General features: G+C 70.6%; 17 protein-coding genes and 1 pseudogene. 6 read left to right on the forward strand and 12 right to left on the reverse strand.

The annotated features are described in order from the left end of the window. Nucleotide 1: 1 nt before the first annotated feature. The 5 genes and pseudogenes from ACYVF3_RS12155 to ACYVF3_RS12175 all read right to left on the reverse strand — a co-directional run bounded on the left by ACYVF3_RS12155 (nucleotide 2) and on the right by ACYVF3_RS12175 (nucleotide 4,815). Nucleotides 2–1,321: pseudogene (locus ACYVF3_RS12155) on the reverse strand (benzoate/H(+) symporter BenE family transporter). Nucleotides 1,322–1,362: 41 nt separating this feature from the next. Next, entirely contained in the window at nucleotides 1,363–1,644 is a 282-nt protein-coding gene (gene catC / locus ACYVF3_RS12160; protein ID WP_461154334.1) for a muconolactone Delta-isomerase, read from the reverse strand. A gap of 285 nt (nucleotides 1,645–1,929) precedes the next feature. After that, nucleotides 1,930–2,775: a catechol 1,2-dioxygenase gene (gene catA / locus ACYVF3_RS12165; protein ID WP_461154335.1), complete on the reverse strand. Its 846-nt coding sequence runs from the start codon at nucleotides 2,773–2,775 to the stop codon at nucleotides 1,930–1,932. Nucleotides 2,776–2,806: 31 nt separating this feature from the next. Beyond that, the gene (locus ACYVF3_RS12170) at nucleotides 2,807–3,910 is read right to left on the reverse strand and encodes a mandelate racemase/muconate lactonizing enzyme family protein (RefSeq protein WP_461154336.1); all 1,104 of its coding nucleotides are present in this window, start codon (nucleotides 3,908–3,910) and stop codon (nucleotides 2,807–2,809) included. After that, the gene (locus tag ACYVF3_RS12175; protein WP_461154337.1) at nucleotides 3,907–4,815 is read right to left on the reverse strand and encodes a LysR substrate-binding domain-containing protein; all 909 of its coding nucleotides are present in this window, start codon (nucleotides 4,813–4,815) and stop codon (nucleotides 3,907–3,909) included. The genes ACYVF3_RS12170 and ACYVF3_RS12175 overlap by 4 nt, the downstream gene beginning before the upstream one ends. A gap of 239 nt (nucleotides 4,816–5,054) precedes the next feature. Between ACYVF3_RS12175 and benA the strand changes: the two genes are divergently transcribed. From benA to ACYVF3_RS12200, 5 genes are all read left to right on the forward strand, one after another. Then, the gene (gene benA, locus ACYVF3_RS12180) at nucleotides 5,055–6,449 is read left to right on the forward strand and encodes a benzoate 1,2-dioxygenase large subunit (RefSeq protein WP_461154338.1); all 1,395 of its coding nucleotides are present in this window, start codon (nucleotides 5,055–5,057) and stop codon (nucleotides 6,447–6,449) included. An 11-nt stretch (nucleotides 6,450–6,460) separates the two neighbouring features. After that, entirely contained in the window at nucleotides 6,461–7,003 is a 543-nt protein-coding gene (gene benB / locus ACYVF3_RS12185) for a benzoate 1,2-dioxygenase small subunit (protein ID WP_461154339.1), read from the forward strand. A gap of 11 nt (nucleotides 7,004–7,014) precedes the next feature. Beyond that, nucleotides 7,015–9,723 carry a benzoate 1,2-dioxygenase electron transfer component BenC gene (gene benC, locus ACYVF3_RS12190; RefSeq protein WP_461154340.1) on the forward strand — a complete coding sequence of 903 codons (2,709 nt, stop codon included), beginning with the start codon at nucleotides 7,015–7,017 and terminating at the stop codon, nucleotides 9,721–9,723. Between the two features lie 176 nt (nucleotides 9,724–9,899). Further along, entirely contained in the window at nucleotides 9,900–12,575 is a 2,676-nt protein-coding gene (locus ACYVF3_RS12195) for a helix-turn-helix transcriptional regulator (RefSeq protein WP_461154341.1), read from the forward strand. Between the two features lie 187 nt (nucleotides 12,576–12,762). Further along, on the forward strand, nucleotides 12,763–13,098 hold the full coding sequence (locus tag ACYVF3_RS12200) for a hypothetical protein (RefSeq protein WP_461154342.1): 336 nt from the start codon (nucleotides 12,763–12,765) through the stop codon (nucleotides 13,096–13,098). Nucleotides 13,099–13,177: 79 nt separating this feature from the next. On the opposite strand, the gene ACYVF3_RS12205 is transcribed toward ACYVF3_RS12200, so the two are convergent. From ACYVF3_RS12205 to ACYVF3_RS12230, 6 genes are all read right to left on the reverse strand, one after another. After that, nucleotides 13,178–13,606 carry an OsmC family protein gene (locus ACYVF3_RS12205; RefSeq protein WP_461154343.1) on the reverse strand — a complete coding sequence of 143 codons (429 nt, stop codon included), beginning with the start codon at nucleotides 13,604–13,606 and terminating at the stop codon, nucleotides 13,178–13,180. A 462-nt stretch (nucleotides 13,607–14,068) separates the two neighbouring features. Next, nucleotides 14,069–14,584 (reverse strand): isochorismatase family protein, encoded by a 516-nt coding sequence (locus ACYVF3_RS12210; RefSeq protein ID WP_461154344.1) that lies wholly within the window; start codon nucleotides 14,582–14,584, stop codon nucleotides 14,069–14,071. Nucleotides 14,585–14,639: 55 nt separating this feature from the next. Next, nucleotides 14,640–15,488, reverse strand: coding sequence for a cytochrome c biogenesis CcdA family protein (locus ACYVF3_RS12215; protein ID WP_461154345.1), 849 nt, complete (start codon nucleotides 15,486–15,488; stop codon nucleotides 14,640–14,642). Beyond that, nucleotides 15,485–16,186 (reverse strand): DsbA family protein, encoded by a 702-nt coding sequence (locus ACYVF3_RS12220; RefSeq protein WP_461154346.1) that lies wholly within the window; start codon nucleotides 16,184–16,186, stop codon nucleotides 15,485–15,487. Before ACYVF3_RS12220 ends, ACYVF3_RS12215 begins: the two co-directional genes overlap by 4 nt. Nucleotides 16,187–16,318: 132 nt before the next feature. Next, entirely contained in the window at nucleotides 16,319–17,245 is a 927-nt protein-coding gene (locus ACYVF3_RS12225) for a M56 family metallopeptidase (RefSeq protein WP_461154347.1), read from the reverse strand. After that, on the reverse strand, nucleotides 17,242–17,604 hold the full coding sequence (locus tag ACYVF3_RS12230; protein WP_461154455.1) for a BlaI/MecI/CopY family transcriptional regulator: 363 nt from the start codon (nucleotides 17,602–17,604) through the stop codon (nucleotides 17,242–17,244). Before ACYVF3_RS12230 ends, ACYVF3_RS12225 begins: the two co-directional genes overlap by 4 nt. Nucleotides 17,605–17,797: 193 nt before the next feature. Here ACYVF3_RS12230 and ACYVF3_RS12235 point away from each other — a divergent pair, with 193 nt between their 5' ends. Continuing rightward, on the forward strand, nucleotides 17,798–19,216 hold the full coding sequence (locus ACYVF3_RS12235; protein ID WP_461154348.1) for an MBL fold metallo-hydrolase: 1,419 nt from the start codon (nucleotides 17,798–17,800) through the stop codon (nucleotides 19,214–19,216). A 15-nt stretch (nucleotides 19,217–19,231) separates the two neighbouring features. On the opposite strand, the gene ACYVF3_RS12240 is transcribed toward ACYVF3_RS12235, so the two are convergent. Then, on the reverse strand, nucleotides 19,232–20,131 hold the full coding sequence (locus ACYVF3_RS12240; protein ID WP_461154349.1) for a LysR substrate-binding domain-containing protein: 900 nt from the start codon (nucleotides 20,129–20,131) through the stop codon (nucleotides 19,232–19,234). Nucleotides 20,132–20,146 lie beyond the last annotated feature (15 nt).

Genomic DNA, 20,146 nt, shown 5'->3' on the forward strand with positions numbered 1-20,146 from the left:
GTCACCGCGACGGCGCGTCGCGTTCGGCGAAATCGGCGCGTTCGAGCGCCCACGAGACCACGACTCCCGCGATCAGGCCCCAGAAGGCCGCGTTGATGTTCAGCGGGTGGACTCCGGAGACCGTCACGAGGAATGCGATCAGCGCGCCGAAGGTGAAGCGCGAGTGGAACGCGGTCACGAACGCGCCCTGCAACGCGCGCAGCATCGCCAGACCTCCGAGCACGGCGATGAACGCCGGGGGAGTGGCCAGCATGAAACGGACCAGTGCGGGCGCGAACAGCCCCACCACGATCGCCCCGAGGCCGCTCACGATTCCCGCGGTGTACTGGCGGGACCGCTCGCACGAGGCCACCAGCAGCGCGTTCGTCGGGCCGGTCAGGCAGGTCGAGACGGCACCGACCGCGGCCATCGGCAACGACCAGAGCCCGCACAGGATCGCCGCGACGTTCGTCCGGGGCTCGTGGCCTGCCCGCTTGAGCACCGCGACGCCTTGACCGTTCTGGACCACCAGCACGGTGATCGCGAGCGGGACGACGAGCTCGACGATCGCTCGCTACGAGACCACCGGTGCCTGCAGCACCGGTTGCGCGAGCCAAGCCCCCTGCGCGAGCTGGAACCGGACGGACGCGGCGACGGCGAGCGCACCGGCGATCAGCGCGCCCAGGATGGGTGGCATCAACCGCCCGGCCTTCGGGAACACGCTCAGCGCGACGAAGACCACGACCATCGGGGCGGCGAGACCGACCTCCGTGCCGGTCGCGGTGACGAGGTCGAGCCCGAACTGCAGGAAGACCCCCGCGACCATCGCCATCACGATGGGCATCGGGAGGGCGGACATGATCGTGCGCACCCAGCCGGTCAGGCCGATCACGAGGATCAGCAGCGCGGTGACGACGAAGGCGCCCAGCACTTCCGGCCACGGCAGGTGGTTCAGCGAGGAGCCGACCACGACGGTACCGGGAATCGTCCAGAAGAACGCCAGCGGCTGCCGGTACACCCAGGACGCGATGGCGGTGAGGATGCCGTTGAGGAAGAACACCCCGAACACCCACGACGCGAGCTGGCCCGGGCTGAGTCCGCCATGCGTACCGGCGGAGAGGATCACCGCGATGGGCCCGCTCGCGGAGAACACCAGCCCGACGATCCCGCCGGCCGCCGACGATCCGCTGAGGTCCCGCAACACCTGGCGTGGGCGGGTGGCGGGGGAGTCGGGGCGTTCGAACCGCCCTCGCCGGGTCGGCCTCTCGTCGTCGACCTCTTCCAGCGTGCTGGTCAAGATCCCCCCTCGGTCATGAGGATGCCGGGTGCCCACGATCGACACCCGGCATCCGGAGATCGAAAAACAGTGCGCGGAGCAGTGGTTCAGTCCGCGATCTTGGACGGGTGCACCGCCAGCGGTGAGACCTCGATGTCCATGTACGGGAACAGCGGCAGGCCGGACAGCAGCGCGTGCAGCTCGTCGTGGTCGGCGACGTCGACCACCGAGAAGTTCGCGTACTCGCCCGCGATCCGCCAGATGTGCGGCCACTTGCCCTCGCGTTGCAGCTTCTGGCTGTAGGCCTTCTCGCGAGCGAGGAGGTCCGCTCGCTCCTCCGGATCCATGTCCGGCGGCAGGTTCACGTTCATGCGGATGTGGTAAAGCACGAGAGTGTCTCCTGTGGACTGTAGGTGTCTTTCAGTTCGCTGCGGTAGCCGCTGTTTCAGGTGTGGGTGGTGGGGGAAGTTTTCATGAGAACTTTCCCCACCACCCACACCGCAGTGCCTTCCCCTGTGGGGATCTCTCACCCGCCGTCTGGCGAGTACGCCGCGACGCCGATGTCCACCCCTGGGTAAGCGGCATACACAAGGAGTGGCGCACGGAGTCCGGATGGCGGGTCAGGTTCCGCTACCCGCACAGCCAAGCAAACCGATTCTCAGCCGGGCCTTTGGTCAGGCGGGGTCGAGGACGAAGCTGTAGTCGATGACCTCGCCGCCGTCTGCGGGCTTGGGGGCGAGCATCAGCTCGGGCTTGACCGCTGAGGCGATGTCGTCGTCGTTGTGGGCGTCGCCAGGGAAGTACAGCTGCGCGGTCAGCAGCTCGTGGCCCGGGGCAAAGACCTTGACGTGCAGGTGCGCCGGGCGCCAGGCGTGCCAACCGGCTGCGGAGATGAGCTTGCCGCACGCCCCGTCCGTGGGGATCTGGTACGGAGCAGGACGCACCGTGCGGATCTCGAAGTTGCCGTCGGCGTCGGCGGTGAACGAGGCGCGCAGGTTCCACTCCGGGATGCCCGGGGCGAACTGCGAGTAGTAGCCGTCGGCGTCGGCGTGCCACAGCTCCACCTTCGCCCCGGCCAGTGCCGAGCCGTCGGTGGAGGTGACGCGGCCCTTCCAGGTCAGCGGAGTCCCGGGCTCGTCGTCGCGCATCGGCACCGGCCCGCTCGCGCCCTGCTCGGGGGCGTCCGGGACGTAGTAGGGGCCTTCGATGGTGCCCTTGTTGCCCTCGCGGTGTCCGGTGGCGACGTCCTCCACGACGTGCTCCACCCAGACGTCGAGGAACAGCGGCCACTCGCCGTCCTCGCCGACGCTGATCAGCCACGCCTTGAGGGCGTTGAACTCGTCGTAGGTCACCTTGTGCTCGCGGATGGTGGAGTGCACGGCGTCGAGCACCGAGCGGGCGAGCAGGCTGACCCGCTCCGGCGGCGTGTCCGACACGCCGGAGGGCTTGTCGCTCTTGAACCGCTCGGTCGCGCTGGCTCCGGAAGCGGCGGCGGTGGCCGAGTCGTGTGCGGTGGTCATGGAATCCTCCTTGATTCGTGGTGGGGGTGGATCAGCGATCCGAGCGGTAGTGCTGGAGCTTGTCGGGATCGAGCTCGGCACCGAGGCCGGCGCCGGGACGGACGGTGAGCTCACCGTCGCTGATGCGCAGCGGTTCGGCCAGCAGGTCGTCGCGCATGGCCAGGAAGTTCGACAGCTCGCCGGCGCGATGCGAGGTCCCCCGGTAGGCGGCGCCGAAGGCCACGCTGCACAGGGACCCCAGCTGGCCGTCGATCTGGTTGCCCATCACGACCTCCACGCCCAGGCCCTCGGCGAGGTGGTGGGTGCGCTGAGAGCCGGTGAACCCGGTGCGCGCGGTCTTGATGCTCAGCGCGGTGGCCGACCCGCCGAGGATCTCCCGGGTCACGTCCGCCGGGGTGACGGCGGATTCGTCGGCGATGAAGGGCACGTCGAGCTGCTGCACCAGCCACCGGCGTCCCAGCACGTCGTCGGCCGGGCACAGCTCCTCGGCGAACAGCAGGTCGAGGTCGGACATCGCCTTCATGGCGCGCGCCGACTCGGCGGCCGTCCAGCCGCGGTTGCCGTCGACGTAGAGGTCGGCACCGCTGCCGAGGTTCTCGCGCAACGCGCGCACCACGGCGGTGTCCAGGGAGACGGGGCGGCGCCCGACCTTGACCTTGAACGTCGTGATCCCGTAGGTGTCGCGCATCATCTCGGCCTCGGCGACCATGGCTGCCGGTTCGTCGAAGCCGAGCATGTGCGAGACCTGCATCCGGTCGGTGTACCCGCCGAGCAGCTCGGTCACCGAGGCGTCCAGGCTGCGGCCCAGCGCGTCCCACATCGCCATGTCGATCGCCGACTTCGCCGTCGGGTTGCCGACGGTGCGGTTGAGCCGCTCGTGGGCGACCTCCCGCTCCAGCAGGCTCAGGCCGATGAGCTGCGGCGCGAAGATCGATTCGATCACCGCGACGATCCCGGCCTGGGTCTCGCCGTAGGTGAACGGCCGCGGTGGTGCTTCGGCCACGCCGACGATCCCGTCATCGGTGCGCACCCGGACCAGCACGTGCTCGGCGGTGTGCACCTCGCCGGAGGCGAAGCGCAGGGGCTTGCTGTAGGGGATGGCGAACGGGATCGCCTCGACCTGGGTGATCTTCATCGATGGACCTCTGCTGTTGGTCTGGCCGACGGGAAGACGTCCTCAAGAGCGGCGAGGGCGCCTGCGACGACAGGTGATTCGGTGCCGCGGAGCCACGCCAGGGCTAGCTCGACGGTCGCCGCGCCCGCCAGGTCGCGGAACACGACGCCGGCGAGCGGGAGCGAACGGGCCGAGGCGGGCACCACGCCGACGCCCAGGCCTCCGGCGACCAGCGCGAGCAGCGCAGCGGTACCGGGTGCCTCGTGCTCCAGCGCGGGGGTGAAACCGGCCTCGCGGCAGCTGCCGATGACCGCTTCCTGCACGACCGAGTTGCGCGGGCTGTAGGCCACCAGCGGCTCGGTGCGCAGGTCGGCCATCGACACGATGGGTTCGACCGCCAACCGGTGGTCGGCCGGGACCGCCAGGATCAGCGGCTCCACCTCGATGACCCGGAAGTCGATGTCCTCGCCGGTCACCGGCGGGCGGAGCACCCCGATGCCGAGGTCTCCGGTGCTCAGCTGCTCGCACTGGTCGGCGGTGAGCAGGTCGGCGCGGACCTCCAGCTCCACGTTCGGCACCCGCTGGGCGAGCGCTCGGGCCAGGTGCGGCAGGTGCGAGAAAGCCGCCGTACCGGTGAACCCGACGCGGAGCAGCCCGAGCTTGCCGTCACCGATGCGCTGCACGCCGCGCACCCCGTCGTCCAGCGCTCCCAGGACCCGATGCGCTTCGGCCAGGAAGAACTCACCCGCCGGAGTGATGCGGACCTGCCGCGTCGTGCGCGCCAGCAGGGTCACCCCCAACTCCTTCTCCAGCTGGCGGATCGTCTGCGACAGCGCCGGCTGCGCGACGCGCAGCTGCTCGGCCGCCCGGGCGAAGTGGAGCGTCTCGGCGACGGTGACGAAGTAGCGCAGGTGCCTGAGCTCCATGGCGCGCCCTCCTCCCGGTCCCTGCCGCCGATTTCTTCACGATAAGAAGCGAAGTGATCGAGAACAAAGACCTGATTGCGGTTCATTGATAAGTCCGAGCTATTAATCGCACCCTAGGTCAGAGCTAGGCACTTGTCCGGTGTGACCGGCGACACGAGCTGTCATCGTTCTCTGCCAAGCCACGGCGGCACGGCCCGCCGAAGGCCGATCAGAGTCGATCCGCGCCGCTGGAGGACCCCATGAGCGAGATGCTGGAGCACGTGTCCGCGGTCGTCGCCGACGCCGTCGTCGAGGACCCCGAGGCGGGCGTGTACCGCGCCAACCGGCGGATCTTCACCGACGAGGAGATCTTCGAACTCGAGATGAAGCACCTCTTCGAGGGCAACTGGATCTACCTCGCCCACGAGAGCCAGCTGCCGAACAACGGTGACTACTTCACCACCTACATCGGCAGGCAGCCAGTGATGATCACTCGCGACAGGGACGGCGAGCTGCACTGCCTGATCAACGCCTGCGCGCACCGCGGTGCGATGATCTGCCGCCGCAAGACGGACAACCGCACCACCCTGACCTGCCCGTTCCACGGGTGGACGTTCCGCAACGACGGGAAGCTGCTCAAGGTCAAGGACCCCGATGGCGCCGGCTACCCGGACAGCTTCGACACCGAGGGGTCGCACGACCTCACCAAGGTCGCCCGGTTCGACTCCTACCGCGGGTTCCTGTTCGGCAGCCTCAACCCGGACGTCACGACGCTGGAAGAGCACCTCGGCGACACGACGAAGGTCATCGACATGCTCGTCGACCAGTCGCCCGACGGACTCGAAGTGCTGCACGGCGCGTCGTCCTACACCTACGACGGCAACTGGAAGGTGCAGGCGGAGAACGGTGCCGACGGCTACCACGTGACCGCCACGCACTGGAACTACGCGGCCACCACCTCGCGCCGCAACACCGGCGAGTCGAAGAACAGCACCAAGACCCTCGACGCGGGCAGCTGGGGCAAGTCCGGTGGCGGCTACTGGTCCTACCCGAACGGGCACCTGTGCCTGTGGACCTGGGCGGGCAACCCGCAGGACCGGCCGCTGTGGCCGAGCCTGGACGAGCTGAAGGAGGAGTTCGGCGAGGCCAAGGGCGAGTTCATGGTCCGCGGATCCCGAAACCTGTGCCTGTACCCCAACGTCTACCTGATGGACCAGTTCTCCACCCAGATCAGGCACTTCCGGCCCATCGCGCCGGACAAGACCGAGGTCACCATCTACTGCATCGCGCCCAAGGGTGAGAGCGCCGAGTCCCGGGCCTGGCGGATCCGCCAGTACGAGGACTTCTTCAACGCCTCCGGCATGGCCACCCCCGACGACCTGGAGGAGTTCCGCTCCTGCCAGCTCACCTTCCGCGCGACGGCCGCGCCGTGGAACGACATGAGCCGGGGTGCCGAGCACTGGCTGACCGGACCGGACGAGGTCGCCGAAGCGCTCGACATGCAGGGCGTCATCTCCGCGGGCCAGAAGAACGAGGACGAAGGTCTCTACCCCGTCCAGCACGGTTACTGGCGGGAAGTCATGCGCGCCGCCATCGAGGCCGAACGAGGCGGCGCCTCCGACGGCACCGCCGTGTCCCCGTCCACCACCGCGTGAGGAGCTTCCCGATGACCATCGCCGCCACCACCGAGAACGGTTCCGCCGACGCGGGGACCGGCAAGCCGATCACGCAGCAGGACATCGAGCAGTTCCTCTACCGGGAGGCTCGCTACCTCGACGACCGCGAGTTCGAGAAGTGGCTGGAGTGCTACGCCGACGACGTCGTCTACTGGATGCCCTCCTGGGGCGACGACGACCTGCTGTCCGCGGACCCGCAGACCTCGATCTCGTTGATCTACTACCCCAACAAGGGCGGGCTGGAGGACCGGGTCTTCCGCATCCGCACCGAGCGCTCCAGCGCTACGTCGCTCCCGGAACCGCGCACCAGCCACAACATCAGCAACGTCGAGCTGATCGAGCGTCGTGGTGACCTCGTCGACGTCCGGTTCAACTGGCACACCATGTACTTCCGGTACAAGACCGTGGACCCGTACTACGGGACGTCGTTCTACACCATCGACTTCTCCGGACCGGCGCCGCTGATCCGCCGGAAGACCGTGGTGCTGAAGAACGACTACATCCACCACGTCGTCGACGTCTACCACATCTGAGCGAGGCCGTCATGACCCACCAAGTCGCACTGTCCTTCGAGGACGGTGTCACCCGGTTCATCACGTGCGAACCCGACCAGACCGTGGCCGACGCGTCCTACCGGCAGCGTATCAACATCCCGCTGGACTGCCGCGACGGAGCCTGCGGCACCTGCAAAGCGCTCTGCGAGTCCGGTGACTACGACGGCGGCACCTACATCGACGACGCGCTGACCGCCGACGAGGCCGACCGCGGTTACGTGCTGCCGTGCAGCATGACGCCGAAGACCGACCTGGTGCTGCAGATCGCCAGCACCTCGGAGGTCGCCAAGACCAGCGCGGCGAGCTACTCGGCCACGATCGCTGAGCTGCAGCGGCTTTCATCGACCACGGTGGCGCTCACCCTGGAAACGCCTCAGCGCGACGACCTGGCGTTCCTGCCCGGCCAGTACGTCAACATCGCCGTGCCGGGCACCGATGAGGCGCGGTCGTACTCCTTCAGCAGCTCACCGGACGACAAGAGGCTGACGTTCCTGATCAAGCTCTCGCCCGGCGGCGTGATGTCGGACTACCTGACGGAGCGGGCTAATCCCGGTGACGAGCTGACCTTCACCGGGCCGCACGGCAGCTTCTTCCTCCGCGAGGCGGAACGACCCGTGCTGCTGCTCGCCGGTGGCACCGGGCTGGCGCCGGTCCTGTCGATCCTGCGGACCATGCGCGCCGCGGGGTCGACTCGGCCCGCGCACCTCGTCTACGGCGTCACGACCGACGACGACCTCGTGGAGTTCGAGGCGCTGCGCGAACTCGCCGGGGAGATGGACAACTTCAGCTGGGACTACTGCGTCGCGGACCCGGGAAGCCAGGCGCCGAACAAGGGCTACGTCACCACGCTCATCGGCGCCGAGCACCTCCACGAGGGCGATGTCGCGGTCTACCTCTGCGGTCCGCCGCCGATGGTGGAGGCCGTGCGGAAGCACTTCACCGACGACGGGTTCCAGCCGACCGGGTTCTACTACGAGAAGTTCGCGCTCGCGGCCCCCGGCGGTGAGCAGCCGCAGGCCGAAGCGCCGACAGCGCCGGAGGTGGTGGCTCAGGAACCGGAGCCTGCCGCCTCCGAACCGGTGGCGGAGGCCGAACCCGAACCCGAGCCCGCCGCGCAAGCGGCTCCCGTCCGCGCGGATCTCGGTTCCGCGAGCAGCGGGGCGAGCCGGACCATCGCCGGGCAGACCATCTTCTCGCCGACGACGGCAGAACCGCTGCGCGCGGGGTCGCCGCGGGCGGCGGAGGAGGAGAGCGCCACCGCACGCGCGATCGTCGGCCAGGTGATCTGGTCCGGTGGTGGCGGGAGCAGGGTGCTCGATCCCGGCGAGCCGATGATCGGCGACGCCGCGGGCCGGTCGATCGCGGGCCAGGAAATCCTGCCCGCGCGCGACGACATCGCCCCGCTGGCGGAGCCGGAACCCGCGCCCTCACCGGGCTGCTACGAGATCGGCGAGGAACATCCCTCGGTGCACGAGTCGGACGCCGTCTTCGAGGCCCGGAGGGCCCTGGAGCTGGGCGCCGTCGACATCACCCTCGGCCGGCTCACCTCCCAGCAGCTCGCCGGGTACCGGTTGCTGGCGGAGTCGACGGTGCCCTACGTGGACGGCGACCGGTTCGTCGACGCCGCCGCCTACACCGAGTCCAACGCCGCCTTCCACGAGTACCTGTTCACCCTCACCGGCAACGAACACCTCCTGAAGGCCTACCGCGCGCTCGGCATCAAGGGCCACATGGAGACGACCCTGCGCAACGCGACCTGGTGCCACCCGCGCTGCACGCAGGACCACCTCGACATCGTCAGCGCCTTCGAGGCGGGCGACCGCACGACCGCCCGGCGCCTGATCGCCGAGCACTCCGACCGCTCGAAGACCACGACGCGGCGGGCGATGTCCGACGCGGACGCCGCGAAGCGGCCGCGCTTCGTCACCCCGGGCCGGTTCGAGGGCAAGGTCGTCGTGGTCACCGGCGCCGCCCAGGGGATCGGGGAGCACGTCGCCCGCAGGATCGGGGCCGAGGGCGGCTCGCTCGTGCTGGCCGACCGCTCGGAGATCGTCGAAGGCCTGGCCGGAGAGCTGCCCGGCGAAGCGATGCCGGTGCTGGCCGACCTGGAGAACTCCGAGGGCGCCCAGTCGGTGGTGGACGCGGCGCTCGCGCGGTTCGGCCGGATCGACGTGCTGATCAACAACGTCGGCGGGGCGATCTGGTTCAAGCCCTTCACCGAGTTCACCCCGGACCAGATCGAGGCCGAGGTCCGCCGCTCGCTGATGACGACCCTGTACTCGTGCCACGCGGTCCTGCCGACGATGACCGAGCGGGGGAGCGGTGTGATCGTCAACGTCTCCTCGGCGGCCACGCGCGGGATCCACCGGATCCCGTACTCGGCGGCCAAGGGCGGCATCAACGCGATCACGGCCTCGCTGGCGTTCGAGTGCGCCGATTCCGGTGTGCGGGTGGTCGCCGCCGCACCGGGCGGTACCGACGCACCGCCGAGGCGCGTCTCCCGGGGCGGCGATCCGCTGGAGACCGACGAGGAGCGCGCCTGGTTCCAGGCCCACATCGACCAGACCGTGGGCACCTCGCTGATGAAGCGCTACGGCACGCTGGACGAGCAGGCCGCGGCGATCACGTTCCTGGCGTCCGAGGAGGCCTCCTACATCACCGGCACCGTGCTGCCAGTCGCCGGCGGCGACCTCGGGTGACGAGCTCCAGCGGGACTCACCGGCGTCCCGGCACGGCGATCCGCGCCCGCACGACGCGGGGAGCGGATCGCCGTGCTTTCGCCGCACCTGATTCGTCGCCGCTCGGGCCATGCGTCATGGTGGACGAGCAGGTAGCGGCAACCGCGCTCCTGGTCGGCGACGATCGTGAGGTGGACGTGACGAGAGCGGTGGGCTCGCTGATCGGGCGAGCGGAGCTCGTGGCCGGGCTGGAGCAGAGCCTCCGGGCGGGATCGGGCTGCTTCCTCCTGCTCTCCGGTCCCGCCGGGATCGGCAAGTCCGCGGTCGTCCAGCACCTCCTGCGGCGCAGCGAAGCGCCGCGCCACCGGCTCACCGCAGCGCCCTGGGAGTCCGACCGCCCGTACGCCCTGCTGTCCCAAGCTTTTCCGGGCCTGGCAGCCGCCCACCCGCTGGACGCCGCCACGAGCCTGGCCGGGCGCTTGGTCGCGGACACCCTGCTGGTCATCGACGACGCGCACTTCGCCGACCTGGAGTCGCTGCAGGCCCTGGCCTCGACCACACGGCACCACCCCGAGATGCGGCTCCGGGTCCTGGCGACGGCCACCACCGGCGAACGGCGAGCGGACCCGGCGGTGCTCGACCTGCTGCCTCGGATCGCGACCGACAGCCTCCGGATGCCTCCGCTGGACGCCCGGCAGATCAGCGAGCTGGCCGCTTCGTACGGCGTCGCGCTGCACCCGTCGATGGCGGGAAGGCTGCTGCGCCACACCGCCGGTCGCCCGAAGCCCGCCGTGGAACTGCTCTCCGAGCTGCCGCGTGCCACCTGGTCGCAGTTCGACCCGGCGCTGCCTGCCCCGGCTGCCGTCGACACCCGAGTTCGCAGGGCGCTCGCGGAGTGCTCACCGCCGGTCCGGCAGTTCGCGGAGGCCACCGCTGTCCTCGGCACCGACACGCCGGTGCGGGACGTGATGATCCTGGCCGAACTGGACGCGGACCCGCTGGCCACGCTGGACGCGGCTGCCGCGGCGGGACTCGTCGAGCCCGCCGCGCGCGGGCTCACCCAGGTCAGCACACCCGATCACCTGGTGCGGGCGGCCGTCCTGGGCGGCCTCGGACCCGCGAGACGCGCCGATCTGCAGCGTCGCGCGTCGGAGCTCGTCGACGACCCGGTCCGGTCGCTGCGCCTGCTGGTCGCGGCCAGTCCCGTTCCCGACGCGGAGGTCGCCGAGCGGCTGGACGCCCTCGCCCGCGAACACGCCGCCGGGGGCGCGTGGGGCACGGCGGCAACGCTGCTCCGCGACGCCGGCCGGCTCACCGACGACCCGCAGCAGCGGCAGTCGCGGATCACGCGGGCCGTCGACGCCCTGATCGGCGCGGGTGACGTATTCCGCGCGGCAGCGCTGGTCCCGGAGGTGGAGAGCCTGCGCGAAACTCCGCTCCGCGACGCCGTTCTCGGCTACCTCGCGGTCGTGCGCGGCCGGTCGGCGGAAGCCGGGACGCGGCTTCGTCGCGCTTGGGACATCGTGAGCGCCGAACGCGAACCCGAGACGGCGGCGATCGTGTGCCAGCGCTACGTCCTGGACGCCCTCGCCCGCTACGACGGTGCGGACCTCGTGCGGTGGGCCGATCGCGCGGTCGAGTTGGGTGACGCCGAGACACCGCCCGCCGTGGAAGCCGCGGCGATCCGCGGGCTGGGTCTGGCGGGGATCGGACGGGCGAAGCAGGCGCGCCGCGACTACGAGCAGCTGACCGGCAGGCTGCGGCACGGCGCTCAGGCGCAGCGCGCGATGCTGGCCCGCGGCTGGCTGAACCTGATCACCGACCGGATCGACGACGCGCGCATCGACCTCGAGAGCTCGGTGCCCACCAGCTATCTCGGCGGCTCGGCCCGGATCTCGCTGTGGGCGCGCGCGTGGTTGGCGCGGACGCAGTTCCTCACCGGGGAGTGCGACAACGCGCTCGCGACCGTCCGCGAGGCCTTGGAGCTGCAGGAGAGCACCGGCATCCTGCTGACGGGTCCGCTGCTGCTGTGGACCGCCGCGGGGGTGCACGCGCTGCGCGGCGAGTGGTCGGCCGCCGAGGACGTCCTGGTGCGCTGCGACACCGGCGCGAGCGACTACCGGATCATGCGGGTTCCGAGCCTGCTCGCGCGCGCCCACGTCGCCGAGGCGCGCGCCGATTCGGCCGGGGTCGTGCGGGCGCTGTACCCGCTGACCCGCTCCGCCCAGCACTCCAGCGTGGACGAGCCCGGGCACTGGCCCTGGCAGGACATGTACGCCACCGCGCTGGTGCTGCTGGGACGGCTCGACGAAGCGGACGAGTTCCTCGTGCCGCACGAGAAGCTGGCGCTCAAGCGCGACCACGGCACGGCGCGGGCCCGGCTCTGCGCCGCGCGCGGCCGCTTGCACGGCGTGCGCGGTGACGTCACCGCCGCGACGGCTTCCTTCGAGGAAGCGCTGGAGCTGATCGGCGCGCTGCCTGCCCGCTACGACCAGGCGCGCATCAACTTCGGCTACGGCCAGACCTTGCGCCGGCTCGGTCGCCGCGCCCGCGCCGACGTCGCGCTCACCACCGCCCGCGACGGTTTCGCGGCGATGGGCGCCACCACCTACGTGGAGCGCTGCGATCGCGAGCTGAAAGCGGGAGGCGTGCACGCCACCCGCTCGGACTCGACGCTGACCCCGCAGGAGGACGCGGTGACGCGACTGGTCGCACGAGGCCTGTCCAACAAGGAGGTCGCGGCGGAGCTGTACCTGTCGAGCAAGACCGTGCAGTACCACCTCACCCGCATCTACGCGAAGCTCGGCATCCGCTCGCGCACCGAGCTCACCGCCCGCCACATCGCGGCTCTCGAAGAAGACGCGGAGGACTGACCGTCCTCGAAAGGGACGCGATGAAGGGATCTTTCGCTGTTCAGGTTGTCGGGCCGACTGACCGCGGATCCCCGGCGACGGGAGCGATGCCGCGACGCGTGGTACGAATGGCGATGACCGAGGTGCTCGCGTGCAGGTCCGCGAGACCGGGTCCGCAGCAGTCCTTCGATCGAGAGGAACGAGCGCGATGAGCGACCAGACACCGGAACCCGATGTCGAGCAGCTGACGATCTGGCGCAACGTGCTGGATGCCCTGGGACAGCTCAACGCGGCCTGGGAGAACGCCGTGGATTCCTCGGCTCAGGACGACGGCGGGGCCGGAGCGCTCCCGAGCTTCCCGGACGAACTGGTGGTCTCCCTCGCGAACGCGGGTGTGAAGGGCGCCCGCGCCCTGACCGGGATCGCCGGCGCTCTCGACGAGCGCTCGGAGCACGACTTCTCGGAGGTCGTCGAGTCCCAGAAGGGCGTGGAAGGCCGGTGGGAGAGCTCGCGCGACCGGGTCGGCGAGCCGAACGCGAGCTGAGGCGCGCTCGAACGCGCCAGGAGAACTGATCGCGGCTGCCGTCGCCCGGTGCACCGGACGACGGCAGCCGCGTTTGGTGTCAGGAGGCCAGCGAGGCCGAGAGCGAGATCGTCGTGCCCGCCAGCGCCTGGCTCACCGGGCAGTTGGCCTTGGCGTCCTCGGCGGCCTTGACGAAGGCGTTCTCGTCGACCCCGGGCACCTCGCCCCGCACCGTCAGGTGGATGCCGGTGATCCCGTCGCCCGGCTTGAACGACACCTCCGCGTGCGTTTCGAGCTTGGTGGGCGGCGTGCCCGCCTGGCTCAGGCCGTTCGACAGCGCCATCGAGAAGCAGCTGGAGTGGGCGGCGGCGATCAGCTCCTCGGGGCTGGTCTTGCCGTTGGGCTCCTCCGCGCGGGACGGCCAGGAGACCGGGTACTGCCCGACTCCGGAGGAGTCCAGAGCTACCTCGCCGGTGCCCTCCAGCAGAGTGCCCTGCCAGACGGTGTGCGCGGTGCGTGTAGTGGCCATGCCGGTTCCTTCCTCGTCGAATGGTGATACGCCGCGTTCGCCGCAGCGCCACCCAGCATCCGATCACACCTCACGCCCCGACGCCCACCACGTGGCCCGGAACGGGGGGTGCGCGGCGGTCCGCCGCGACGGCGAAAACCGTTCGGGTTCGGCTCCGGGCGGATGACGGGGACGAGAGCGGGGGAGAGCTACTGCGAGCTAGTCCACTGTGGATCCGGTCGTGGGGGTGGGGAAGTTCTCATGAAAACTTCCCCACCCCCCACACGGGCCCACTGTGGAAGGCCACTTGCGATGGCAGGACGACCCTGAGCGTTCCAGAGCCGACCGCGTGCTCGTAGCCGCCGAGACTGGGCGGAACCGTCCGGGATGGAGTTCTCGACCGCCTCCTCGATCGTGCCCGAGCACACCACGCTGACGAGGACCCCCTCTCCCGCTTCGGCACCTTCTACCTGGAAGGGGGCGTCACTTGATGAGCCGGAGCACGTCGCGGAACGCGGGGTTGTCGCTGTCGTGGAGCCACTCGAACATGACCATTTCCGCGGTGACCACGTCGATTCCGTGAGCCCGCATCCGGTCCAGAGCGCGATCGCGGTCGGATGCGGAGCGGCTGCCCACGGCGTCGGCCACGACGGCGACGTCCCGTCCGCGGGCGCGCAGGGCGAGCGCTGTCTGCAGGACGCAGACGTGGGCCTCGCAGCCGGTGATGATCACGGTCCCGTCGCCGGGGTCGTTCTCCGCGCCGAAGCTCGTCTTGAGCTCCGCCGGGCGGGGGAGCAGGTTCGCGATGTCGGAGGCAGTCGCTCCCAGGCCCGCCGGGTTCTGCTCGGTCGCGCGGACGTCGACGCCCAGGAGCCCGGCGGCGCGGATCAGCCGCGTGGTCTTGTCCAGCACGGCATCCGCCGAGGCGATCGCCGGCATCAGGCGCTCTTGGAGGTCGACGACGAGCAGCACCGAGTCGTCGGCACGCAGCAACGGCATGAGAATTCCCTGGTTGAGGCCGGTGGGGCGAGTCTACGCGGCCGTTGGTGGACGGTCAGCTCTCCCGCTGGCTCCCGGAGGTGGTGGTGTCGCGCCCGCGCAGGATCTTCCACAGGACCGCGGCGAGGGCGATGAGCGTGAGGACCAGCAGCACAGCGGTGTTGGAGACGCCGGAGATGAGCTGCTGCAGCCACGCCTGAACCGCGAACTGGGTGTCCACATCGGTCAGTCCGCCGAGGCTCGCGGTGCCCTCGGTGAGGACGAACATCAGGCCGATCGCCACGAAGACGAGTCCGGAGATGATGTTGGTGGTGTGCAGGCGAAGCGGACCGATCGAGACCTCGCGCCCGCGCAGCCACGCTCGCTGCCCGAGCCGGAACCGCTCCCAGAGCAGCGCCAGCACGAAGAGCGGGAACGCCATGCCGAGCGCGAAGACCGCGAGCAGGATCGCGCCGTAGACCGCCTGGCCTCCGGCGGCCGACACCGTGAGCACGCTGCCCAGCAGCGGCCCGGCGCAGAACCCGGCCAGGCCGTAGACCGCGCCGAGCGCGTAGACCGAGAGCCCCGAGCCGATGCGGATCCGGCCGGTCAGCTGCTGGGCCGCGCTGAACCCGAAGCCCTTGCCCGAGATCTGCAGGACCCCCAGGCCGATCAGCACGGCTCCGCTGACCAGGGTCAGGGTCGTGCGGTGCTGGGTCAGCAGCGCTCCGAAGAGCCCCGCGGCAGCGCCGAGCGGAACCAGCGTGGTGGCCAGCCCGAGGTAGAAGACGGCGGTTCTGGCGACCAGCTTGCCGACACCGTCGAAGGCGTAGGCGAAGAAGGACGGCAGCAGCATCGCCGAGCACGGGCTGATCAAGGTGAGCAACCCGCCGAGGAACGCTCCGAGCAGCCCGATCTCGCTCATCCCGCCGCGGCCTTCGACTGGTCGATGACGGCGGCGAACTGCTCCAGCGGCTGGGCTCCGAGGATCGGCTCACCGTTGACCAGGAACGTCGGGGTGCTCGACACGCCGATCTGCGAGCCCTCGGTGGCATCGGCCTGGATGGCGGAGAACGTGGCGGGGTCGTTCATGTCCGCTTCGAACTTCGCGATGTCGGTGATCCCGACCCGCCCGGCGTAGTCGACCAGCTTGTCGTGGGGGAGGGCCGGGTGACCCTTTTCCGGAGCGTCGGCGTAGATCGCGCCGATGTACTCCCAGAACTTGCCCTGGGCGGCTGCGGCGCGGCCCGCCTTCGCGGCTTCCAGCGACTCCTCGCCGAAGATCGGGAAGTCCCGCCACTCCAGGCGCAGGACGCCCGCGTCGACGTAGCGCTTGATGAGCTCGGGCTCGATGTCCCGGGAGAACTTGGCGCAGAACGGGCAGCGGAGCTCCGCGTAATTGATCATGACGACCGGTGCGTCCGGCCTGCCCAGAGCCAGCGGGTCGTCGGGGGCTCGACGCGCCAGCTTGGCCAGGGGCTTCTCCTGCTGGGCCTGAGCTGTCGACGGTTCGTCCGACCCGTTCTGCGTGGCCAGCATCTTGCCCAGCAGGACCGCGGCCACGAGGGCGAGCGCTCCCGCGATCCCGTACAGCAGCGTCCTCTTCGTGCTCGTCCCGCCCACCGGTGTCCACTCTCCTTCGCTCGGGCGCCACGAGCCTACCTACGACGATCTGTAGTAGTGGAGCCGGGGACCGGTGAGGTACGCCATGTGGGCGAGCTGGGCAGAGCGCGGGTAGCGCGGCCCGAACCGCCGTCAGGACCAGCAGTAGAGGAGCACGAGGCACGCCACGGCGCCCACGGCGAGGACCGCGGGTGAAGCGGACGCGACCGCGGCGGCCGCGCACGGCGCGCGCAGGCGACCGCCAGGAGCCGACGTCCTCAGCCAGTGCAGGCGCAGCCGGGTCGATTCGCCCGACATCGCCAGCGACGTCGCGGGCACCGCGTCGGCAGTGACCGCGCGCAGCGCCGCGCGCACCGACCTCGGTCCGCACCGCTGGGCGGCCGCGGCGTCGGCGGAGAGCTCGACCAGCACGCGCACCGCGGGCGTCGCGGCGCGGAACAGCGGGACGAACGGCAGCGCCCTGGCGAGCGAGGTCACGATCAGCAGCAGCGCGTGGTGCCGCCCCGACAGGTGGGCGCGCTCGTGCGCCAGGACCGCCTCACGGGTGTCGGCGTCGAGGCGCCGCACGCCGGTGGTCGCCACGATCGCGCCGCGCCGGCCGCCGACGCTGTAGGCCACCGGCTGCTCCTGCTCCAGCCACAGCACGTGAGAATCCGGATCTTCGCAGGAGAGCAGGCGCACGGCGGTCAGGTGCCGTCGCCGCAGCGCGGCATCCTTGCGGACCTGACCGACGGCGACGACCAGCACGCGCAGGACTGCGACCGCCACCAGCGCCGCCCCGGTGAGCCGGAAGAGGTTCTCCCAGGCCGCCGCCTGGCCGTGCACCACGTTGACGCAGCTCTTGGCCATGCCGATGGTGCTGTCGACTGACGCGTTGTTCGGGGTCAGCAGCAGCGTCGCCCCCGCGACCGCGGACCCCACCGCCACCAGCGGGGACGTCACCCAGCCGGCCAGCGCGATGCCGGGCGCGACCCGGGGGTGGAGCAGGTGGCGCAGGTAGAGCGGCCCGAAGACCGCGATCGCGATCGCTCCCGCGAGCAACCCGAGGGCGATCGTCATGGCTGCCCGCGTCCCTTCTCCAGCGCTCGCCGCAGCAGCTCGGACTCGCGCTCGGAGACCGAAGCCGCGAAGTGCAGCAGGACCGACTCGGCATCGCCGGAGGAGTCGAGCACCTCGCGGAGCAGGTCCGCGCTCGCCTCTCCCCGGGAGCGGGCGGGCGAGTAGCGGTAGGCGCGCCCGCTGCGGGTGCGCTCCAGCCAGCCCTTGTCGTGCAGCCGGTCGAGAACGGTCATGATCGTGGTGTAGGCGAAACGGCGCTCGGTCGGCAACCGGTCGAGGACGTCGCGCACTCGCAGCGGCTCATCCGACCGCCACAGGACGTCCATGACCTTGAGTTCCAACTCGCCGAGCCCGTGCATCGCACCTCCAACCCCGGCCATTTTAGGCGACGAAGTGGATCATCGACGTGGCTCCTCGCGCGGCCGGCCGCCACTTCCAGGGCTTTCGACCGTGCCGAGGTCGCGGTCGTGGCTAGTGGAATGAGGTGGTGCCACCAGGCTCGCGGTGGCGGGGACGGGCCCGCTGACCGGCAAGCGGAAGGGGTGCACCACGGTGACTGCGCTCGAAGCGGACGAACAGCTGGCAGGCGGACTCGCGGTCGAGGTGATCGAGACGTCGTCCCTGGGCGACCGCAGCTACCTGGCCACCGACGGCGACGTCGCGGTGGTGGTCGACCCGCAGCGCGACGTGGACCGGTTGATCGCTTCCGCGGGCAGATCCGGCGTGCGGATCGCACTCGTGCTGGACACCCACGTGCACAACGACTACGTCTCCGGTGGGCTGGAACTGGCTCGGCTGACCGGTGCCGAGTACGGCCTGGCCGCCGCGGACGACGTGCCCTTCCGCCGGCGGCCGCTGTCCGACGGCGAGGTCGTGGATGTCTCCGAGCGGCTGCGCGTGAGCGCGGTGGCCACTCCCGGGCACACCTTCCACCACCTGTCCTACGTGCTGGAAGGTCAGCGGGGTGCGGTGGGCGTCTTCACCGGTGGATCGCTGCTGTTCGGCACGACCGGGCGCACCGATCTGCTGGGCGAGCAGCACAGTCGGGACCTGGCCCGCCACCAGCACGCGTCCGCGCGCAAGCTCGTGTCGATGTTGCCGGAGGGCGCGCAGGTCTGGCCGACCCACGGGTTCGGGAGCTTCTGCTCGGCCACCCAGGCATCCGGGGACTCGGGCACCGTCGGGGAGCAGAGGCGCATCAACCCGGCGTTGACCCTGGCGGAGGCGGACTTCGTCGAGCAGACCTTGGCCGGCCTGGACGCCTACCCGGCCTACTACGCGCACATGGGCGTGCAGAACGCGGCGGGGCCGAAGCCGCTGGACCTGCGCGAACCCGAGCGCGCCGATCCGGCGGGCCTGCTGGACCGCTTGGAGCGCGGCGAGTGGGTGGTCGACCTGCGTTCCCGGAAGGCCTACGTGCTCTCGCACCTGGCGGGGACGGTCAGCATCGGACTGGACGGGCCGCTGGCGACCTGGCTCGGGTGGATGATCGACTGGGGCGCCCCGATCACGCTGCTGGGCACGTCTCGCGAGCAGGTCGCCGCGGCGCAGCGCGAGTTGGCGCGCATCGGCATCGACGAGTTCTCCGCGGCGGCCGTGGGCGCGCCGGAAGAGCTGGCCGCCGACCCGTCCCAACTCCGCCGGATCCCGACGGCCACGTTCGCCGATCTGGCGCTCGCCTTGAAAGGCGATTCCGACGGACTTCCCGCGCCGGACGCGGTGATGGACGTGCGCTCCCGCAACGAGTTCGCCGCAGGCCACGTCGCCGGGGCGGTGCACGTTCCGCTCCACGAGGTCGTCGGCCGTCTCGACGAGCTCCCCACGGGTGTGGTGTGGGTCCACTGCGGCAGCGGTTATCGAGCCGCCGCCGCTGTGGCGCTGCTGGAAACGGCCGGTCGCGCGGTCGTTCTCATCGACGACCGGTTCGCCGACGCCGCCGAAGCAGGTGTTCCCGTGGTGGGCGGGAGCTGAGGTCGCGGGCCGGGGTCAGGGGCGTGCGGTCGGCAGGACGTCCTCCGCGACGTCGAGCACCGCGTGCAGGGCTGCGGACTGGTCGGTGGAACGCCAGACCAGGGAGACCGGCAGGACCGGAACGGGTGCCTTGAGCGGGACGAAGACCACGTGCTCCAAGGCGATGCTGTGGGCGGCTTCCACGGTGAGCGCGACTCCGACGTTGGCGCCGACCAGCGCCAGCAGGGTGAACGAGTCCGGTGCCTCCTGAACGATCCGCGGTGTGAAACCGGCTTCGAGGCAGGAGCGCACACCGAGCTCGCGGACCTCCGAACCCCGTGCCGCGGGGAAGGTCACGAAGTGCTCGTCGGCCAGATCCTCCAGCGCCACTTCCTCTTCGGCGGCCAGCGGGTGCGAATCGGCGACGGCGAGCAGGAGCCGGTCGTTGCGGACCACGCGGTTGTGGAGGCCGCGGTTGTTGGTGACCGTGGCGAAGGCGAGGTCAAGGCTGCCGTCGGCGACCCTGCCCACGGTTTCACCCGAGTAGTACGGGCCTTGCAGGACGAACTCGATGCCGGGCAGTTCGGCGGTGACGGCTCTGGTCAGGATCGGCAGGGTGACCGCGCTGCTCGTTCCCGCGAAACCCAGGGCGACCCGCCCGATCTGGCCGCGGCCGGCGGCTCGCGCCGCGCGGCGCGCCACGGCTGCGGCGGCCAGCACCTCTCGCGCCGGTCCGAGCATGGTCGCGCCGGCCGCGGTGAGCTTCACCGATCGGGTGCTGCGGTCGAACAGCGTGGTGCCCAGATCGCGCTCCAGCAGGCGGATCTGCTGGCTCAGGGGCGACTGCGACATGTGCAGGCGCGCCGCCGCCCGGCCGAAGTGCTGCTCCTCGGCGACCGCGACGAACCCCGCCAGGTGCCTCAACTCCATCTGCATCGGTTCCCTCACCCA

The organism is Saccharopolyspora tripterygii, assembly GCF_054778355.1.